A 16,905-nucleotide genomic window follows, 5' to 3' on the forward strand; every position below is an offset into this window, starting at 1 on the left:
ACAGGCGTACTACGGGGTCAGTCTCGAGGTCAGCGGCCCGGCCGGTCGCGCCAGGCGACGAGCGCGTCGAGGGCCTCCACGTGGGAGCCGCGCACGAGCAGGGGGTTGATCTCCAGCGACTCCAGGCCCTCGCCGAGGCTCTCGGCGAGGGCGGCGACGCGGGCCACGACCTCGGCGACGGCGTCGAGGTCGGCGGGCTCCGCGCCTCGGGCGCCCCGCAGCAGCGCGGCGCCGCGCAGCTCGCCGAGCGCCCACCGCACCTCGGCCGCGTCCACCGGCAGCACGCGCAGCGCCGTGTCACGCAGCGCCTCGACCCAGATCCCACCCAGGCCGACGGCCAGGGTGAGCCCCCACGCCGGGTCGCGTACGACGCCGACCAGCAGTTCCACGCCGCCGCCGCGCTGCGGCTGGACGAGCGCGCCCACCCGGCCGGCGCCGGGGACCGCCGCGGCGGCGGCCACGACCTCGCGGTAGGCCCGCTCGACGTCCCGCGCGCCGGACAGGCCCAGCCGGACCCCGCCGATGTCGCTCTTGTGCCCCAGGCCTTCTGCGGCGGCCTTGAGAACGACCGGGTAGCCGAACCCGACCGCCGCCGCCACCGCCGACTCCTCGTCGTGCACCAGCTCGCCGGGCACGACCGGGATCCCGGCGGACGCCAGCAGGGCGGCGGCCCGGTGCTCGGTCCACACCCCCGTCCCCGCCTCGATCGCCGCCTCGATCGCCGGCGCGTTCACCGCGGCTCTCCCTGGAGCGGCGCCGCCGGCCGATACGGCGGCGCGGTAGGCCCTCCCCCATCGGACGGCCGCGCCGATGGCGTGCATGCCGTGCTCGATGCCGCCCGCGACGTACGGGAACCCCGCCTGCCGCTGGACGTCGCGGCCGAACTCGGTGACGTCGGTCAGCACGTTGCTCACGACGACGACCGGCATCGGCGCCTCGGCCATCCGCTTGGCGCTGGCCGAGTAGGTGGCGTACACAGGCGCGGGGTCGGGCGGCGCGACGCGCGGGAGGTCCGACAGCAGCATGACCGCGTCCACGCCGGGGTCGGCGGTGACGGCCTCCAGCGCGCGGCCGAGCAGCGTGCGGTCGATGAGCACGTAGCCGGTGACGTCGAGGGGGTTCTGCACGGTGCCGAAGGCGGGCACGATCTCCCGCAGCCGCGCGACGGTCTCCGGGGCGAACGCCGGCAGCTCCAGCCCCTCGTCCTCGGCCCGGTCGGCGATGATCTCCGACGCGCCGCCTGACGGCGTGACGACGCCGATCCGCGGGCCCGGCAGCGGGCCCACCTCGGCCAGCAGGCCCGCGGTGATGATGAGGTCCTCAAGCGACCGCACCCGCACCACCCCGAGCTGCCGGAACGCCGCGTCGATCACGTTGTCGTCGCCCACGAGCGCGCCGGTGTGGGCCTGGGCGGTGCGGGAGGCGAGCCGGCTGCGGCCGATCTTCAGCGCGACGATCGGCTTGCCCGCGAGCAGCGCCCGGCGCGCCGCCCGGGAGAACGCCGCCGGGTCGCGGACCGATTCGAGGAACAGCGCGATGGCCTTGGTCGCCGGGTCGTCCACCAGGTAGTCGATCACGTCGGTGACGGTGACGAGCGACTCGTTGCCCATCGAGGTGAGCAGGCTGATCCCGACGTTGCGGGCCTGGGCGAAGCCGAGCACCGAGCTGGCCAGCGCGCCGCTCTGCAGCACCACCCCCACCGGCCCGCGCAGCAGCGGCGACGGGATCGGCAGGCCGTACGGCGTGACGTCGGCGGCGGCGTTGATGAAGCCGTTGCCGTTGGGGCCGAGCACGGTGAGGTCGTTCTCCCTGGCGAAGTCGACGACCTCCACCTCCAGGGCGGCGCCCTCCGGGCCGGTCTCGCCGAAGCCCGCCGTGAGGATCACGTAGTGGCGGATGCCGAGCTTGGCTCCCTCGCGGAGCACGGACAGCACGGCCGTCGTCGGCACCATCACGTACGCGAGGTCGACCTGGCCGGGGATGCCGGACAGGCTGCGATGGGCCTGCTCGCCGTGCACGACGCCGCCGCGCGGGTTGACCAGGTGGACGGGCCCGCGGAAGCCGTGCGTACGGAGGTTGGTCAGCGTGCTGATCGACCAGCCGGACTTGTCCGTCGCCCCGACCAGGGCGATCGACCGGGGGTTGAACAGCTCTCCTACCGGCATCCTCATTCCCCGATCGTGCCGAGGCGGGCGTGGCCCCTGAGCAGGTTGCGGGCGATCGTCCGGCGCTGGATCTCGTCGGTGCCCTCGAAGATCCGCAACAGGCGCAGCTCGCGATACCACCGCTCGATGGGCAGCTCCTTGGTGTAGCCCATGCCGCCGTGGATCTGCAGCACGCGGTCGACGACCTCGTTGGCCATGACGGCGCCGTTCAGCTTGGCGATCGAGGAGGCGTGCCGGGCGTCCATGCCCTGCTGCACGCGCCAGGCGGCGTGCAGGGTGAGCCACTTGGCCGCCTCGATCTCCACCTGCGAGTCGGCGATCATCCACTGGATCGCCTGATATTCGGCGATCGGCTTGCCCATCGACACGCGGATCTTGGCGTAGTCGATCGCCATCTGGAGCATGCGCTCGGCCGAGCCGACCGCCCGCGCGGGGATCATGTAGCGGCCCTGGCCGATCCACTGCATCGCCAGCTCGAAGCCCCTGCCGAGCTCGCCGAGGATGTTCTCCTCCGGCACCCTGACGTCCTCGAAGACCAGCGAGGCCGGGCCCCACTGCCCCATCGTCGGGATCGGCTCGGACTTCCAGCCCATGTCGCGGTCGGCCAGGAAGCAGGTGACGCCGCCGTTGGCGCCCTTGTCGGGGTCGGTCACCGCGAACACCATCACGAAGTCGGCCTCGTTGCCGCCGGTGATGAAGGTCTTCTCGCCGTTGATGACCCAGTCGCCGCCGTCCTTGACGGCACGCGTACGGATGTTGCGGGCGTCCGAGCCCGCACCCGGCTCGGTGATGGCGAAGCAGGAACGCCGTTCGCCTTCGATGGTCGGGATGAGGTAGCGCCGCTTCTGCTCCTCGGTGCCGGCGTAGAGGATGTTGTCGGCCGACCCGCCGAAGCTGAACGGCACGAACGTCCGCCCCATCTCCATGGCGATGATCGCGGACATGACCGGGCCCAGGGCGGCTCCGCCGTACTCCTCGGGGGTGTTGATGCCCCAGAAGCCCATCTTCTTCGCCTTGAGCCGCAGGTCGCGCAGGACCCCGGGATCGAGCCCGGGGCCGCCGGCGCGCTCGCTGCGCAGCACCTCGGGTTCGAGCGGCATGATCTCCCGCTCCACGAACGCGCGGATGGTGTCACGGATCTGCAGTTCCTCTGGGCTCAGGGAGAAGTCCATCGACGCGACTCTTTTCTAGAATTTCTCTCTAGGAATCGGTTCCAGCCTGGTTCCCCGCCGGAGGGGTGTCAAGAGGTCTGGAATCAGTTTCTAGAATTAGACCGGCTACGATGGCCTCGTCCCTGGAAAACGCGCCGACCGCGGACACGCCGTCCCCGGAAACAAGGAGCCCCAGATGGCACGCAAGCCCGGCGGCAAGAGCGGCTCGTGGGAGTGGAGCCGCACCGCCCAGACGCGAAAGAGCATGCTTCAGGCCGCCCGTGATGTCTTCTCCGAGCACGGCTTCGCCGACGCCAACGTCGCGGACGTCGTCGAGCGCGCGGGCTCCAGCGTCGGCAGCCTCTATCACCACTTCGGGGGCAAGACCGAGCTGTTCCTCGCGCTGTATGAGGAGCACCAGGCCGCCCACGAGGAGGCCGCCGCCGCCAGCGTCGCCGCGGCCAAGCAGGCGGGCGTGAAGGATCCCGTCGAGCTGTTCATCGCCGGGGCCAGGGCGTTCCTCGAAGGGTCGTGGCAGCGGCGCGACCTGGCCCGGCTGTTCATGGACGGCGACGGCCCGCCGGGGTTCGAGCTGATGCGGCGCACCCGCGGCCGGGAGTGGGTCAGGCAGAACGCCGTCCTGCTCGGCGCGGCGAACACGCCGACCGACCGCCTCACCGTCTCGGTGCTCACCAGCGTGATCGGCGAGGCGGGCCGCGAGGTCGCGACGAGCGAGACCGAGGAGGAGGCCCAGGAGGTCGTCGAGGCGGCGATCGCGCTGATCCGCCGCTTCGGCGACCCCCTGGCCACCCACGACGCCGCCACCGACGCCGTGGGCGACGCCGAGGCCGCGCTCGGCTGACCCGGCAGGCCCCTCCGACGCCTCGCGCGACGCGCCTCGTCAGGCGGGGCGGAAGGCCGCCCTGCCCCGGTCGATGACCACCGTGCCGTCCTCCTTCGCCGTACGGAACGACGCGGTCAGGCCGTCCACCCAGATCGACACCGTCAGCGTCTCGCCCGGGAAGACCGGCTTGCTGAACCGCCCCGACATGGCCGCGAAGCGCGCCGGATCCGACCCCGCCACCGCGTGCAGCAGCGCCCGCCCGGTGATCCCGTACGTGCATAGCCCGTGCAGGATCGGCCGGGGGAAGCCGGCGCGGGCGGCGAAGACGGGGTCGGAGTGCAGCGGGTTGCGGTCTCCGGACAGGCGGTAGAGCAATGCCTGGTCCTGGCGGGTCTCGTAGGTCACCGTGTGGTCCGGCGGCCTGCCGGGCTCTGCCCACTCGTCGCGGGGACCCCGGTCGCCGCCGAACCCGCCCTCGCCGCGGATGAACACCGAGCTGCGGCTCGTGATCAGCGGCTCGCCGCTCTCGGCGTCCGCCGCCCTGGCCTCGATCGTCACCAGCGCCCCCGAGCCCTTGTCGTAGATGCCGGTCACCGTCGAGGTGGTCCGTACGCGACCGGCGGGCGGCAGCTCGCGGTGCAGCTCGAACGCCTGCTCGGCGTGCACGAGCATGGCCGGGTCGAAGTCGCCGAGCCGCCGCCCCGTGGGGGCCTGGGCGGCCAGGACCGCGAACGTCGGCAGCACCCGCTGCCGGACGCCCGCCGAGTTCTCCGTGGTGAAGGCGAGCTCGCCGGTGCCCGCCCCGACGCCCAGCGCGTACAGGAGGGTGTCGGCGGACGTCCACGACCGCTCGTGCGGCGCGCTCTCCACCCCGATCAGGCTGTAGTCGAGCGGCATGTCAGTCCTCCCCGCTGGGGATGCGCCCGCTGGTGAGGGCGTTCGGCGCGGCCTTGTCGACCAGGGCGGGGATCACCTCGCCCAGCTCGGCCGGATCCCACCGGGCGTCCTTGTCCACCCCCGGCCCGGCGTGCCAGCCCTCGGCCACGCTGATGTGCCCGCCGCGCACGTTGAAGACCCGGCCCGTGATCCCCCGCGACTGCGCGCTCGCCAGCCACACCACGAGCGGCGCGATGTTGTCCGGCGCCGCGGGGTCGAAACCGCCCTCGGCGGGCCGCCGCCCGCCCGGGATGAGGTTCTCGGTCATCCGGGTGAGCGCGGCGGGCGCGACCGCGTTGACCGTCACGCCATAACGCGCCAGCTCCTTGGCCGCGATGATCGTCAGCGAGGCGATCCCCGCCTTGGCCGCGCCGTAGTTGCCCTGGCCCGCGTTGCCGTAGATGCCGGACGACGACGTGGTGTTGATCACCCGGGCGTCCACCGGCTCGCCGGCCTTGGCCCTGGACCTCCAGTAGGCGGCGGCGTGCCGCAGCGGGGCGAAGGTGCCGCGCAGGTGCACCCGGATGACCGCGTCCCACTCGTCGGCGGTCATGTTGACGAGCATCCGGTCGCGCAGGATGCCCGCGTTGTTGACCAGGACGTGCAGGTCGCCGAAGGTCTCCACGGCCCTCCTGATCATGCGCTGCGCGCCGTCGAAGTCGGAGACGTCCTCGCCGTCGACCACGGCCTCGCCGCCCATGGCCCTGATCTCCTCGACCACCTCGCCCGCGGCGCCGGTGGACGACCCGGTGCCGTCGACCTCCGCGCCCAGGTCGTTGACGACGACCTTGGCGCCCTGGCGCGCGAACTCCAGCGCGTGTCCCCGCCCGATGCCCCGCGCGGCGCCGGTGACGATCACGACCCGGCCTTCCACGATTCCGCCCATGCGCAGCTCCCTTGACTCGACCTTGACCCGACCGCGTGTGAACGTGATTCTAGTAATGGAATCTAGAATTCGGTAGGGAGGAGCCGGTCATGATCCAGCTCGCCGTACGATGACGGCCGTGCCGCGGACCATCGCGGCGGACCCCGGCGAGCGGGAGCGGCTGCGCCGCGCCTGGCGGACGCTGTCGGTCGTGAGCATGGCCAGCGTCCTGACCGCGCTCGGCGGCAGCGCGCTCAACGTGGCGCTCCCCGAGGTCGTACGGCAGACGCACGCGAGCGCGGATGCCGCGAGCTGGATCCTGCTCGCCTTCCAGCTCACGACGACCGTGCTCATGGTCGTGTTCGGCCGGCTCGCCGACCTGTTCGGGCGGCGGGCGATGTATCTCGGCGGCCTGGCCACCTACACCGTCGCCAGCCTGCTGGCCGGGCTCGCACCGGGCGCGTGGGTCATCGTGGCGCTGCGGGTGCTGCAGGCGGCGGGCGGGGCCATGCTGCTGACCAACAGCGCCGCCCTGGTGACCGACGCCTTCCCCAAGTCGCGGCTCGGCGAGGGGATGGGCGTCTACACCGCGTCGTTCTCCATCGCCCAGCTCGCGGGCCCGTCGCTCGGCGGCCTGTTCACCGAGCATCTCGGCTGGCGCTGGGTGTTCTGGTACAACGTGCCCCTCGGCGTCGCGTGCCTGGTCTGGGGTGCGGTGGCGCTGCGTCCCGGACCGCCGCAGGGCCGCGACCGGGGGCTCGACCTGTCCGGCAACGCGCTCGTGCTCGCCTGTCTCGGCGGCCTGCTGCTCGCGCTGTCGGAGGTGACCCGGCTCGGCTGGGGACATCCGATGGTGGTGTCCGGGCTCGTCGTGTTCGCCGTGACGCTGCCGCTGTTCGTCGTGCGGGAGCTGCGGGCCCGTCATCCCGTCGTGGACATCCGGATGTTCCGCGACGTCACGTTCGCCCTCGGGACGCTGGCGTCGTTCCTCAACTCGACCGCCCGGGTCGGGGTGGTGCTCCTCGTGTCGCTGTTCTACCAGGCCGTACGCGGGGAGGACCCGGTGCGCGCGGCGCTGAAGGTGCTGCCGCTCTCGATCGCGGCGATGGCGGCGTCGGTCGGGGCGGGCTTCGTGCTGCGCCGCCTCGGCCCGCGCACGGTGGCCGTCGCCGCGACCTCGCTGACGACGGCGGGCCTGGCCGTCCTGCTGTGCCTGATCTCCCCCGGCGTCTCGTCCGCGGCGCTCATGGCCGCCCTCGTGCTGATCGGCGTCGGTTCGGGCATGTTCCTGCCGTCCAACACCACCGCGATCCTCGACGGGGTGCCGTCGCACCGGCTGGGGATCGTCAACGCCATGCGCCTGATGCTGCAGAACACCGGGGTGGTGGTCGGCACCGCGCTGGTCCTGTCGATCATCACGGTGCCGCTGCCGGCCGGGCTGCACGACGCCGTCTTCGCGGGAACGCTGTCCCACGTCTCGTCCACGGCGGTCGAGCAGCTCGTGACCGGCTATCGCTGGGCGCTGGCCTGCATGACCGCCGTCTCCGCGCTGGCCGTGCTGACCTGCTTCACCAGAAGGCGGGCGGGCTCGCCGGTCAGCTGAGGACGCGGCCGTGCCGGTCGCGGGCCTTCAGCCGCACGGTGGGCATCTCGGGGGCGGGCAGCGGCTCCTGCCCGCCCGGGACGACGCCGAAGCGGCCGCCCCGCATCCAGTCGTCGCGCGCCCGCGCGATCTCCTCGTGCGAACGGCCGACGAAGTTCCACCACATCACCAGGGGCTCCTCGAACGGCGTGCCGCCCAGCACGAACAGCCGGGCCGGACCGGCCGCCTCGATCGTGATCTCCGTACGGCCCTGGCCGAGATAGAGCAGCGAGCCGGGGCTCAGCGCGACCCCGGCGACGCCGGCCGTGCCCGACATGGCCAGCACCGCCGTCTCGAAGGCCGGGTCCACCGGCAGCCGGTGCTCTCCGTGCCCCGCGAACAGCACCTCGGCCCCGAGCAGCGGGGTGTGCACGATGGCGGGCGAGCGCAGCGGCCCGGCCTCGCCCACCACGACGGTCACCGTGACGTCGCCGTCGCGCAGGACGGGCAGCGCGGCGTGGTGCTCGAACCGCGCCTCGCCGTGCCGGGCCTCCTCCGGCAGCGCGACCCACAGCTGCAGGCCGTGCATGCCCGGCGGGTGCTCCGGCGGCGACTGCTCCGAATGCGCGATGCCGTGGGCGGCGGTCATCAGGTTGAGCTGACCCGGCACGATCGACTGGACGTTGCCGAGGCTGTCGCGGTGCAGGATCTCGCCCTCCGCGAGCCACGTGACCGTCTGCAGGCCGGTGTGCGGATGCGGCGGCACCTGCATGCCCGGCCGGCCGCTCACGTCGTCGGGCCCGAAGTGGTCGACGAAACACCACGCGCCGACCATCCGGCGCGGGCGCTGCGGGAGCAGCCGGCGCACGGTCGTGTAGCGGCCGAGCGGCACGTCGTGGCCGGGCAGGAGCACGCTCTCCGGTTCCGCCTCGGCCGCCACCGTGCATCCGTACAGCGCCGGCTCCCCCGGGCTCACTTCGATCCCTCCCCGCCGTCCAGGGAGAACCTGGCCCGCTGGTCGGCGGGCACCAGGTCGAGGTAGTCCGGGTGGCGCTCGATGTAGCGCTGCACGAACGGGCAGAACGGCAGGACCGACAGCCCGGCGTCCCTGGCGGCGTCGAGTGCCGCCTTGACCAGCGTCGAGCCGAGGCCCCGGCCCCCGAAGGCCGGGTCGATCTCGGTGTGGGTGAAGGAGATCCTCGGCCCGTTGAGCCGATATTCGGCGAAACCGGCGAGGGCGCCGTCCACGGTGATCTCGAAGCGGCTCGCCTCCGGGTTGTCGGCGACCTGCGGTTCTGACTGCTGCATCGGTTCTCCTTCTTCCGGGACGTCTATTCCGGAATCGTCTGTTCCGGGACCGTTCATTCCGGGACCGTTCATTCCGGGATCGTCGTCAGGCGGCGATCGTCGCGTGCATCTCCCACACCAGGATCTCGGCGGACTCCGTCGCGGTGACCTTCTGGCCGCCGGTGGCGGTGAATCGTACGGCGTCGCCGGTCTCCAGAGTGCCCGCACCTTCCAGGGTGACGCTCCCCCGGGGTACGAACAGGTGCAGGAACGGCGCCTCGGGCAGCTCCACGCTCTGGCCCGGCTGGAGACGCGCGGCGTACAGCGCGGCGTACCGGTTCTTGATCCGGATGGCCGCCTCGCCGGCGTGCTTGTCCATGCCGCTGGCGACCGGCACCAGGCCGCCGGCCAGCAGCTCGTTCTCGATCTCCAGCTGCTCGTAGCCGGGCGTGATGCCGGGCTCGTCGGGGACCACCCACATCTGGACGAAGTGCACCGGCTTGTCGTGAGTGTCGCCGCCGGTCAGCCGCCAGGAGTCGTTCTTCTCGGAGTGCAGGATGCCGGTGCCGGCGCTCATGCGCTGGGCCAGGCCCGGGTAGATGACGCCCGAGTGGCCCTCGGAGTCCTGGTGGACCAGGGAGCCCTGGAGCACCCAGGTGACGATCTCCATGTCGCGGTGCGGGTGGGTCTCGAAGCCGGTGCCCGGGTGGACGACGTCGTCGTTGTTGACCAGCAGCAGCCCGTGGTGGGTGTTGTCGGGGTCGTAGTGGCCGCCGAACGAGAACGAGTGCTTGGAATCCAGCCAGGAGATGCGGGTGGCGAAGCGCTCGGCCGCCCGGCGGACGTCCACACGAGGGGTCGGCCTGGTCGTGGTCATGGGATGCCCTTTCCTCGTCGCCATGTAGATGATGTGTCATCTACTGGTGCCTCACAACATACATGACGAGTCATTGATTCCGGATAGCCTGGAGAGCATGAACAGCCCCCGGTGGCTCGACGCGGACGAGCAGCGCGCCTGGCGGGCGTACCTGCGCATGCAGGGCCGCCTGACCGCCAGGCTCAACCGGCAGCTGCAGGCCGACTCGGGCCTGTCCCTGGCGGACTACGACGTCCTCGTGCACCTCACCGACCGCGAGGAGGGACGGCTGCGGCCGTACGAGCTGCAGCGCGACCTCCAATGGGAACAGAGCCGGCTGTCCCACCAGCTCACCCGGATGCAGCGCCGCGGGCTCGTCAGGCGGGAGGAGTGCGCCGACGACGGCCGCGGCGCGTACATCGTGATCACCGAGGAGGGCCGCCGGGCCATCACGGCCGCGGCCCCCGGGCACGTGGAGACCGTGCGCGGCCTGTTCTTCGACGGCCTCACCCGCGACCAGGTCACCGCGCTCGAACGGCTCGCCACCGACGTGCTCGACCGCCTCGACTAACTGACGATCCCCTCGGGGAAGACGACGTCGACCACTCCGGGGACGGTCCTGGCGACCAGCTCGGCGATGCGGGCCGACCGCTCGTCGCCCGGGCCGTACAGCTCGACGACGCCGTCGCGCACGGCCGCGCCGAAGGACGCCGTGTCGGCGCAGTCGCGCAGCGCCACGAGCACGTCTTCGCGGATCCGCTCGTCTCCGTGGGCCAGCAGGCCCATCAGGTCGCGGCGGCTGACCATCCCCACGAGCTCGCCGCCGCGCACGACGGGGACGCTCTTCACCCCCGTCGTGATCATCAGTTCGACCAGGTCCATGGTGTCGGCGTCCTCCCCCACGGTGCCGACGCGCGGGGTCATGACCTCCTCGACGAGCGCGGGCGGCCTGCCCGTGGGCAGGGCCTCGGGACGCAGGAAGGCCCGGGGGTTGGCCCCGAACTCCCCGCGCAGCAGGTCCATCTCGCTGACGATCCCGACCATCCGCCCGGTCCCGTCCACGACCGGCGCGGCCGTGATGTCCTGCTCGTGCAGCAGGCGGACGGCCTGCTTGATCGTCGCCGTGTGCGGGACCGTCACCACCGGCGTCGTCATGATCTCGCGGACCAGCATCGTGACCACCTCCTACCCGGCCGGCGCGAGGGCGAGCGTGCCGCCGGGCGCCGGGACGATCCGGGCGCCGAAGTCCCGGCTGACGCGGTCGAGTGTCGCCCGCAGCCACTCGCGGTCTTCGCCGCCGGCGTGCCGCAGCCGCAGCCGTACGGCCCGCATCGGCACCATCCGCAGCTCCAGCAGCCGCCCCGAGGCCGGATCGGCCGTCGCCTCGACGGTGACGAAGTACAGCAGCCGCAGGTCGTCGCGGTATGCCTCGTATCCGGAGATGCCCTCGTAGTCATCGATGAAGTCCCCGCAGCCGTAGAGGATCAGCCGGTCCCGATACACCTCGATCGGGCGGGGATGGTGCGAGGAGTGGCCGTGGACGAGATCGACGCCGCCGTCGACCAGCGCGTGCGCGAACTCGACCTGGTCGTCGTCGACCTCGTAACCCCAGTTGGAACCCCAATGGATGGAGACGACCGCGATGTCCCCCGGCCGCTTGACCTCCCTGACCCGGCGGACCATATCCGCCGCGGCGTCGCGCGACGCCTCGGGCAGGAAGGCCACCCCGGGCCGGTCGGGGGCAGCCGCCCATCCGGCGGGGACGCCGCTGGACGGCATCGCGACCGCGAACACCAGGACCCGCCCGCCGCCCGGGAGCGTCACGATCGCGGGCCGCCGCGCCTCGTCCTCGTCCCGTCCCGCGCCCGCCTGGTCGAGCCCCGCCTCCTCCAGCACGTCCAGCGTCTCGACGAGCCCGCGTACGCCGAAGTCGAGCACGTGGTTGTTGGCCAGCACGCACACGTCGGGCCGGGCCACCGCCAGGGCGGGGATGTTGGCCGGGTTCATCCGATAGTGGACCTGCTTGCCCGGCGCGAAGTCGTCGCTGCGGGTGATGCTCGTCTCCAGGTTGAGCACGCGTGCGTCGGGGGCGACCTCGTCGAGCACCTCCAGGGCGTCACCCCAGGGCCACGAGTAGCCGCCCTCCCTCGGGACCGGGCCGTTGACCGCCTCCGCCAGCTGGACGTACACGCGGGCGTCCCGGACGCACGGCTCTTGGAGCACGGGATCGCCGGGGTGCGGAAGGATCTGGTCGATGCCCCGGCCCAGCATGACGTCGCCGCACAGGAACAGCGTCACCGGGTCCCCCGCCGCCGACCGCATGTCACCCCTCCTCCGGCACGGGCTCACCAGGGCGGAGCAGCCCGGTGGCCGTGCGCGCCGATGGACGTCACACTTCCATCCTCCCCCCTGGCCGCCCGCCGCCACCGGGCGGCGTCGGGCGCGGGCCGCCAATCGCCTCCCCCGGCGGCGGTCCGCGCGAGCGCGGCGCTCAGGTCACCCGGCAGAGGATCTCGCCGTGCAGGACGCTGAACCAGGCGTCCTCGCTCGCGGCCCACTCCCGCCAGCCGTCGGCGATCCGCCGCAGGTCGTCCCGCGTGGCGTGGCCGCTCTCGACCGCACGGCCGGCGTAGGAGGACTGGACCGTGCGCTCGGCCCACAGCCCGCCCCACCACTCCCGTTCCTGGGGAGTGGCGTAGCACCAGGTGGACGACGACGAGGTGACGTCGGTGAATCCGGCCTCCCTGGCCCAGACGTGCAGGCGCCGCCCGGCGTCGGGCTCGCCGCCGTTGGCGCGGGCCACCCGGCGATAGAGATCGAGCCAGTCGTCCATGGCCGGAATCTGCGGATACCAGACGAAGCCGGCGAAGTCGGAGTCGCGCACCGCGACGATCCCGCCCGGCTTGGTCACCCGCCGCATCTCACGCAGCGCGCCCACCGGGTCGCCGACATGCTGGAGCACCTGGTGGGCGTGCACCACGCAGAAGGAGGCGTGGGGATAGCCGAGCGCGTGCACGTCGCCGGTCGCGAAGCTCACGTTGCCCAGCCCGCGCCCCTCCGCCTCGCGGCGGGCCTGCTCCAGGATCTCGGGCCCGGTGTCCAGGCCGATCACCTCGCCCTCCGGCACCAGCTCGGCCAGGTCGGCGGTGATCGTGCCCGGCCCGCAGCCGACGTCCAGGATCCGCATGTGGGGCTTCAGCGCGCCCAGCAGGTACGCCGCCGAGTTGGCGGCCGTACGCCAGCGGTGGGAGCGCAGGACGGACTCGTGAAAGCCGTGGGTGTACACGGCCGTTTCGTGTGCCATGCGAACACCCTTCCACATATCTCGATATTTGAGCAATTATGTCTCATATTCAGAGACAGACAGCCGCCTGTGCAGGCGGCGCAGCGGCGCCGGGGCCCACCAGTTGGCCGCACCCGCCAGCCGCATCAGCGCCGGCACGAGCACGCCGCGGATCAGCGTGGCGTCGACGGCGACCGTGAGCGCCATGCCGACGCCGAGCTGCTGCAGGAACACCACCCGTCCCGTGGCGTACGCCGCGAACGAGGCGGCCAGGATGGCGGCGGCCGCGGTGACCAGCGGCGCGCTGCGGGCGATGCCCGCGGGCACGGACGTCACGGCGTCGCCCGTCCGGTCCCACTCCTCCTTGATGCGCGCGAGCAGGAAGACCTCGTAGTCCATCGACAGCCCGTAGGCCACGCAGAACATCAGGATCGGGATGCTCGGCTCGATCGACCCGGTCGGCGTGAAGCCGAGCAGCCCGGACAGGTGGCCGTCCTGGAAGACGAACACCAGCGCGCCGAACATCACCGACAGGCTCAGCAGGTTGAGCGCCGACGCCTTCAGCGGCGCCACGACGCTGCCGGTCATGACGAACAGCACCGCGAACGTCACGAGCACGATCAGCAGACCGATCAGCGGCAGACGCGCGGTCACGCCGTCGCGATAGTCGGTCAGCTCGGCGGGGTAGCCGCCCACCTCCACCGGGAAGGGCGCCGGGACGGCCCGCACCTGGCGCACCAGCCCGGGCGCGTCGGCGTCGAGACGGTCGCTCGCCGCCACCACCGACAGCCAGGTGCCGCGTGCGGCGGCGAACCGCGTGTCCGCGGGCCCCGCCACCGGCCGTCCATCCGTATAGGACCCGGCGGCCGAGTCCACCCGCATCACGCCGTCGATCCGCGACAGCGCGGCGGCGTACGGCCCCGCCTCGGCGGCGCTCCCCTCCGGCGCGACCACATGGACCGCGTCGGCCTCCTCCTGGGAGAAGCCCGCCCTGATCTGGTCGTACATCTGGCGTACGGGCGCCGAGGACGGCAGCACGCGATCGTCGGGCAGGCCGAAGCGGATGCCCAGGAAGGGCGACCCGAGCAGCAGCACGACCGCCAGGGCGGCCCCGCCGAACGCCAGCGGCCGCCGCACCACGCGCAGGGCGAGACCGTGCCAGAACCCGCGACGCGCGGCCCAGACGGGCGCGGCACGGGCGACCCGGTGACCCAGCAGGGCGAGCGCGGCCGGGAGCGCGACGGTGGCGCCGGCCACCGCGGCGACCACGACCGCGATCCCCGCGTACGCGAACGAGCGCAGGAACGGGAAGGGGAAGGCGAACAGCACCGACAGCGAGGCGGCGACGGTGACCCCGCTGAACAGCACCGTGCGCCCGGCGGTGCGGACGGTCCGCGTCACCGCCTCCGGCACCGGCAGGCCGCGCCGCAGCTCCTCACGGAACCGGAAGATCACGAAGAGCCCGTAGTCGACCCCGAGCCCGACGCCCATGACCAGGGCGATGTTCGAGGCGAACGTCGAGACCTCGGTGACGAGCACGACGCCGCGCAGCAGCGCCAGCGACCCGGCCACGGCGAAGATCCCGACCCCGAGGGTGACCAGGGCCGCCGCGAGCCGCCGATAGACCAGCCAGAGCAGCAACAGGACCATCGGCAGCACGACCAGCTCGGCCCGCACGAAGTCCTGCCTGGCCTGTTCCATGACGGCGCGGAAGACCTCGTCCGAACCTCCGGCGCGGACGTCGATCACGGCGTCGCTCCGCCTGAAGCGCGGGGTCAGGGCGGGCAGCACGGCACGCCGCACCCTGTCGGCGTCGCCGGGCACCCAGGCGAGCACCATCGCCTGCCGCCCGTCGCCGGAGCGCAGCGTCGCGGGCGCGCCTCTCGTCCAGTACGACCAGGCGTCGCCGACGCCGGGATAGGCCGCGAGCTCCCGGGTCAGCGCCCGCCCTGCGGCCTCCACGGGGCCGCTGTCCACCGTCCCCTGCCGGGCGGTGACCAGCAGCGCCACATTGGGGCTGCCTGTGCGGAACAGCCGGGCGAGGTCGTCGCGCGCCCGCGCCGACTCCGAGCCCGGCGCCTCGAACCTGTTGAGGGACAGCGCGCCGACGGTCCCGGCGCCCACGACCCCGGCGGCGAGCGTGATCAGCACGCTCACCACGACGACCCACCGCGCTCCGCGTACGACGATTCCGGCCGGCAACGAGCCCCCCTGATAGTGTTACGAGCGATCATTCGTGTTTACGGCCCGAGAATACGAGCAATTACTCGTATTGACAATGAGGGGTGCAATGGAGAGCGAGGAGGCGCGGCCCCGGCGGCGGCAGGCGCGCGGCGAGCGGCGGATGAGCGAGATCCTCGACGCGGCGGCGGCCGTGTTCGCCGAGCAGGGCTACGAGAAGGCCACGACGAACGCCATCGCGGCGGCGGCCGGGATCTCCCCCGGATCGCTCTACCAGTTCTTCCGCAGCAAGGAGGCCGTCGCGCAGGCGCTCACCGACCGGTTCACCGCCCAGATGCGCGACGCGCACGGAGAGGCGTTCGCCCCGGCCGGCCTGGCCGCCCTGGCCGCCCTCGACCTGGACGACCTGATCGACCGGGTCGTCGATCCGCTGGTGGCGTTCAACATCGCCAACCCGGGGTTCAAGGCGCTGTTCGCCCGTCCGGACATGCCGCCGGGTCTCGCGACGGCGGCCGGGCCGATCCAGTCGGCGCTGCTCGGCCGGGTCGAGGCGATCCTCGCCGTACGGTCGCCCGGCCTGTCCGCCCCCGAGCGGGCCCGCAGCGCGCGGGTTCTCGTGCAGATCTTCCAGGCGATGACGCCGGTCGTGGTGGCGGCGGCCTCCGAGGAGGAGCGGGAGGCCGAGGTGCGCGAGCTGAAGAAGGTGCTGCGCGGCTACCTGGCCCCGCTCGACGGTTGATTCCCCGGCCCCAGCGCGGGCATGGTGATCGGATGACCAGCGATGAGGTGCGCGACGGAGTCACGCTGACCAACCTCGACCAGCCGCTCTTCGACGACGCGGGCGCGACCAAACGCGACCTTGTCGACTACCTCGACGCGGTTCGCGACCGCATCATCCCGGTGCTGCGCGACCGGCCCCTGACGGTGGTGCGGGTGCGGCAGGGCCAGGCGCCGTTCATGCAGAAGAACCTGCCCTCCTACGCCCCGGATTTCGTGCGTAGGGTCACCGTCTGGGCCGAGTCGTCGCAGCGGCGGGTGTCGTACGCGCTGTGCGACGACCGGCGCACCCTGCTGTGGCTCGCCAACCAGAGGGCGGTGGAGTATCACCCGACACTCGTCCGTGTCGGCGAATGGGACCGTCCCACCCATCTCGTGCTCGACATCGACCCGCCGTCGGCCGAGGCGTTCCCGCGGGCCGTCGCCGCCGCCCACCTGGTGGGCCGGGCGCTGGCCGACGCCGGCCTGTCGGGCGCGGTCAAGACCAGCGGCGCCAAGGGCCTGCACGTGTTCGTGCCGCTGGAGGCGCACACGACCGAGGACGTCGCCGCGGCCACCCGCGCGCTCGGCGTACGCGCCGAGCGCCTCGACCCCGCCCTCGCCACGACGGCGTTCATCCGCGAGGACCGGGGAGACAAGGTGTTCATCGACTCGACCCGGACGGGCGGCGCGACCGTGGTGGCGGCCTACAGCCCGCGCGTACGGCCCGGCGTTCCCGTGTCGTTCCCGGTGGCCTGGGACGACCTGGATCGGGTCACCCCCGGCGACTTCACCATCCACACGGCGGCCGGGCTGCTGCGGGACCGCGACCCCTGGGCCATGCTCATGCCGGAGCCCCAGCGGCTCCCCCGCGACCTGATCGAGGAGGGTCACACCATCCCGGTCGCCCGCGTGCGGGCCATGCACGAGGGCAAGCGCCGTGCCCGCGCCCGGCGCTCGTGAGTGAGTTGGCGACAGCGTGTTGCTATAGTTCGCGAC

At 72.6% G+C, this 16,905-nt stretch carries 16 protein-coding genes; 5 read left to right on the forward strand and 11 right to left on the reverse strand.

Going from position 1 to position 16,905, the window contains the following annotated elements; all coding sequences use genetic code 11:
• Positions 1-29: 29 nt before the first annotated feature.
• Positions 30-2,171, reverse strand: coding sequence for an acetate--CoA ligase family protein (locus tag FLX08_RS09410; RefSeq protein WP_244312517.1), 2,142 nt, complete (start codon positions 2,169-2,171; stop codon positions 30-32).
• Entirely contained in the window at positions 2,168-3,337 is a 1,170-nt protein-coding gene (locus FLX08_RS09415) for an acyl-CoA dehydrogenase family protein (protein WP_142617889.1), read from the reverse strand. The genes FLX08_RS09410 and FLX08_RS09415 overlap by 4 nt, the downstream gene beginning before the upstream one ends.
• 175 nt (positions 3,338-3,512) lie before the next feature.
• On the opposite strand from FLX08_RS09415, the gene FLX08_RS09420 reads away from it, so the two are divergent.
• Positions 3,513-4,178 (forward strand): TetR/AcrR family transcriptional regulator, encoded by a 666-nt coding sequence (locus tag FLX08_RS09420; protein WP_142617890.1) that lies wholly within the window; start codon positions 3,513-3,515, stop codon positions 4,176-4,178.
• A gap of 39 nt (positions 4,179-4,217) precedes the next feature.
• Here the strand turns inward: FLX08_RS09420 and FLX08_RS09425 are convergent, their stop codons facing one another.
• Positions 4,218-5,057 (reverse strand): MaoC/PaaZ C-terminal domain-containing protein, encoded by an 840-nt coding sequence (locus FLX08_RS09425; protein ID WP_142617892.1) that lies wholly within the window; start codon positions 5,055-5,057, stop codon positions 4,218-4,220.
• Position 5,058: 1 nt separating this feature from the next.
• Positions 5,059-5,982, reverse strand: coding sequence for an SDR family oxidoreductase (locus FLX08_RS09430; RefSeq protein WP_142617894.1), 924 nt, complete (start codon positions 5,980-5,982; stop codon positions 5,059-5,061).
• 118 nt (positions 5,983-6,100) lie between these two features.
• Here FLX08_RS09430 and FLX08_RS09435 point away from each other — a divergent pair, with 118 nt between their 5' ends.
• The gene (locus FLX08_RS09435) at positions 6,101-7,564 is read left to right on the forward strand and encodes an MFS transporter (RefSeq protein ID WP_244312518.1); all 1,464 of its coding nucleotides are present in this window, start codon (positions 6,101-6,103) and stop codon (positions 7,562-7,564) included.
• Here FLX08_RS09435 and FLX08_RS09440 read toward each other — a convergent pair.
• The 3 genes from FLX08_RS09440 to FLX08_RS09450 all read right to left on the reverse strand — a co-directional run bounded on the left by FLX08_RS09440 (position 7,557) and on the right by FLX08_RS09450 (position 9,707).
• Positions 7,557-8,519, reverse strand: a complete 963-nt coding sequence (locus tag FLX08_RS09440) for a pirin family protein (RefSeq protein ID WP_208761349.1) — start codon at positions 8,517-8,519, stop codon at positions 7,557-7,559. The genes FLX08_RS09435 and FLX08_RS09440 overlap by 8 nt on opposite strands.
• Positions 8,516-8,851, reverse strand: coding sequence for a GNAT family N-acetyltransferase (locus FLX08_RS09445; protein WP_142617898.1), 336 nt, complete (start codon positions 8,849-8,851; stop codon positions 8,516-8,518). The genes FLX08_RS09440 and FLX08_RS09445 overlap by 4 nt, the downstream gene beginning before the upstream one ends.
• 85 nt (positions 8,852-8,936) lie before the next feature.
• Complete coding sequence (locus tag FLX08_RS09450) at positions 8,937-9,707, reverse strand: pirin family protein (protein WP_142617900.1); 771 nt, start codon at positions 9,705-9,707, stop codon at positions 8,937-8,939.
• A gap of 97 nt (positions 9,708-9,804) precedes the next feature.
• On the opposite strand from FLX08_RS09450, the gene FLX08_RS09455 reads away from it, so the two are divergent.
• Positions 9,805-10,257, forward strand: a complete 453-nt coding sequence (locus FLX08_RS09455; protein ID WP_142617902.1) for a MarR family winged helix-turn-helix transcriptional regulator — start codon at positions 9,805-9,807, stop codon at positions 10,255-10,257.
• Here FLX08_RS09455 and FLX08_RS09460 read toward each other — a convergent pair.
• The 4 genes from FLX08_RS09460 to FLX08_RS09475 all read right to left on the reverse strand — a co-directional run bounded on the left by FLX08_RS09460 (position 10,254) and on the right by FLX08_RS09475 (position 15,171).
• Positions 10,254-10,859: a CBS domain-containing protein gene (locus FLX08_RS09460; RefSeq protein ID WP_142617903.1), complete on the reverse strand. Its 606-nt coding sequence runs from the start codon at positions 10,857-10,859 to the stop codon at positions 10,254-10,256. The genes FLX08_RS09455 and FLX08_RS09460 overlap by 4 nt on opposite strands.
• Positions 10,860-10,871: 12 nt before the next feature.
• Positions 10,872-12,008, reverse strand: a complete 1,137-nt coding sequence (locus tag FLX08_RS09465; protein WP_142617904.1) for a CapA family protein — start codon at positions 12,006-12,008, stop codon at positions 10,872-10,874.
• Between the two features lie 169 nt (positions 12,009-12,177).
• A complete protein-coding gene (locus FLX08_RS09470) occupies positions 12,178-12,990 on the reverse strand; it encodes a methyltransferase domain-containing protein (protein WP_142617905.1) in 813 nt (270 codons plus the stop codon).
• Positions 12,991-13,026: 36 nt separating this feature from the next.
• Complete coding sequence (locus FLX08_RS09475; RefSeq protein ID WP_142617906.1) at positions 13,027-15,171, reverse strand: MMPL family transporter; 2,145 nt, start codon at positions 15,169-15,171, stop codon at positions 13,027-13,029.
• Between the two features lie 88 nt (positions 15,172-15,259).
• On the opposite strand from FLX08_RS09475, the gene FLX08_RS09480 reads away from it, so the two are divergent.
• The gene (locus tag FLX08_RS09480; RefSeq protein WP_208761350.1) at positions 15,260-15,889 is read left to right on the forward strand and encodes a TetR/AcrR family transcriptional regulator; all 630 of its coding nucleotides are present in this window, start codon (positions 15,260-15,262) and stop codon (positions 15,887-15,889) included.
• A gap of 32 nt (positions 15,890-15,921) precedes the next feature.
• On the forward strand, positions 15,922-16,869 hold the full coding sequence (gene ligD, locus FLX08_RS09485) for a non-homologous end-joining DNA ligase (RefSeq protein WP_142617907.1): 948 nt from the start codon (positions 15,922-15,924) through the stop codon (positions 16,867-16,869).
• Positions 16,870-16,905 lie beyond the last annotated feature (36 nt).

Origin of the sequence: Microbispora hainanensis (assembly GCF_006874475.1) — a bacterium.
Classification (GTDB): domain Bacteria; phylum Actinomycetota; class Actinomycetes; order Streptosporangiales; family Streptosporangiaceae; genus Microbispora; species Microbispora hainanensis.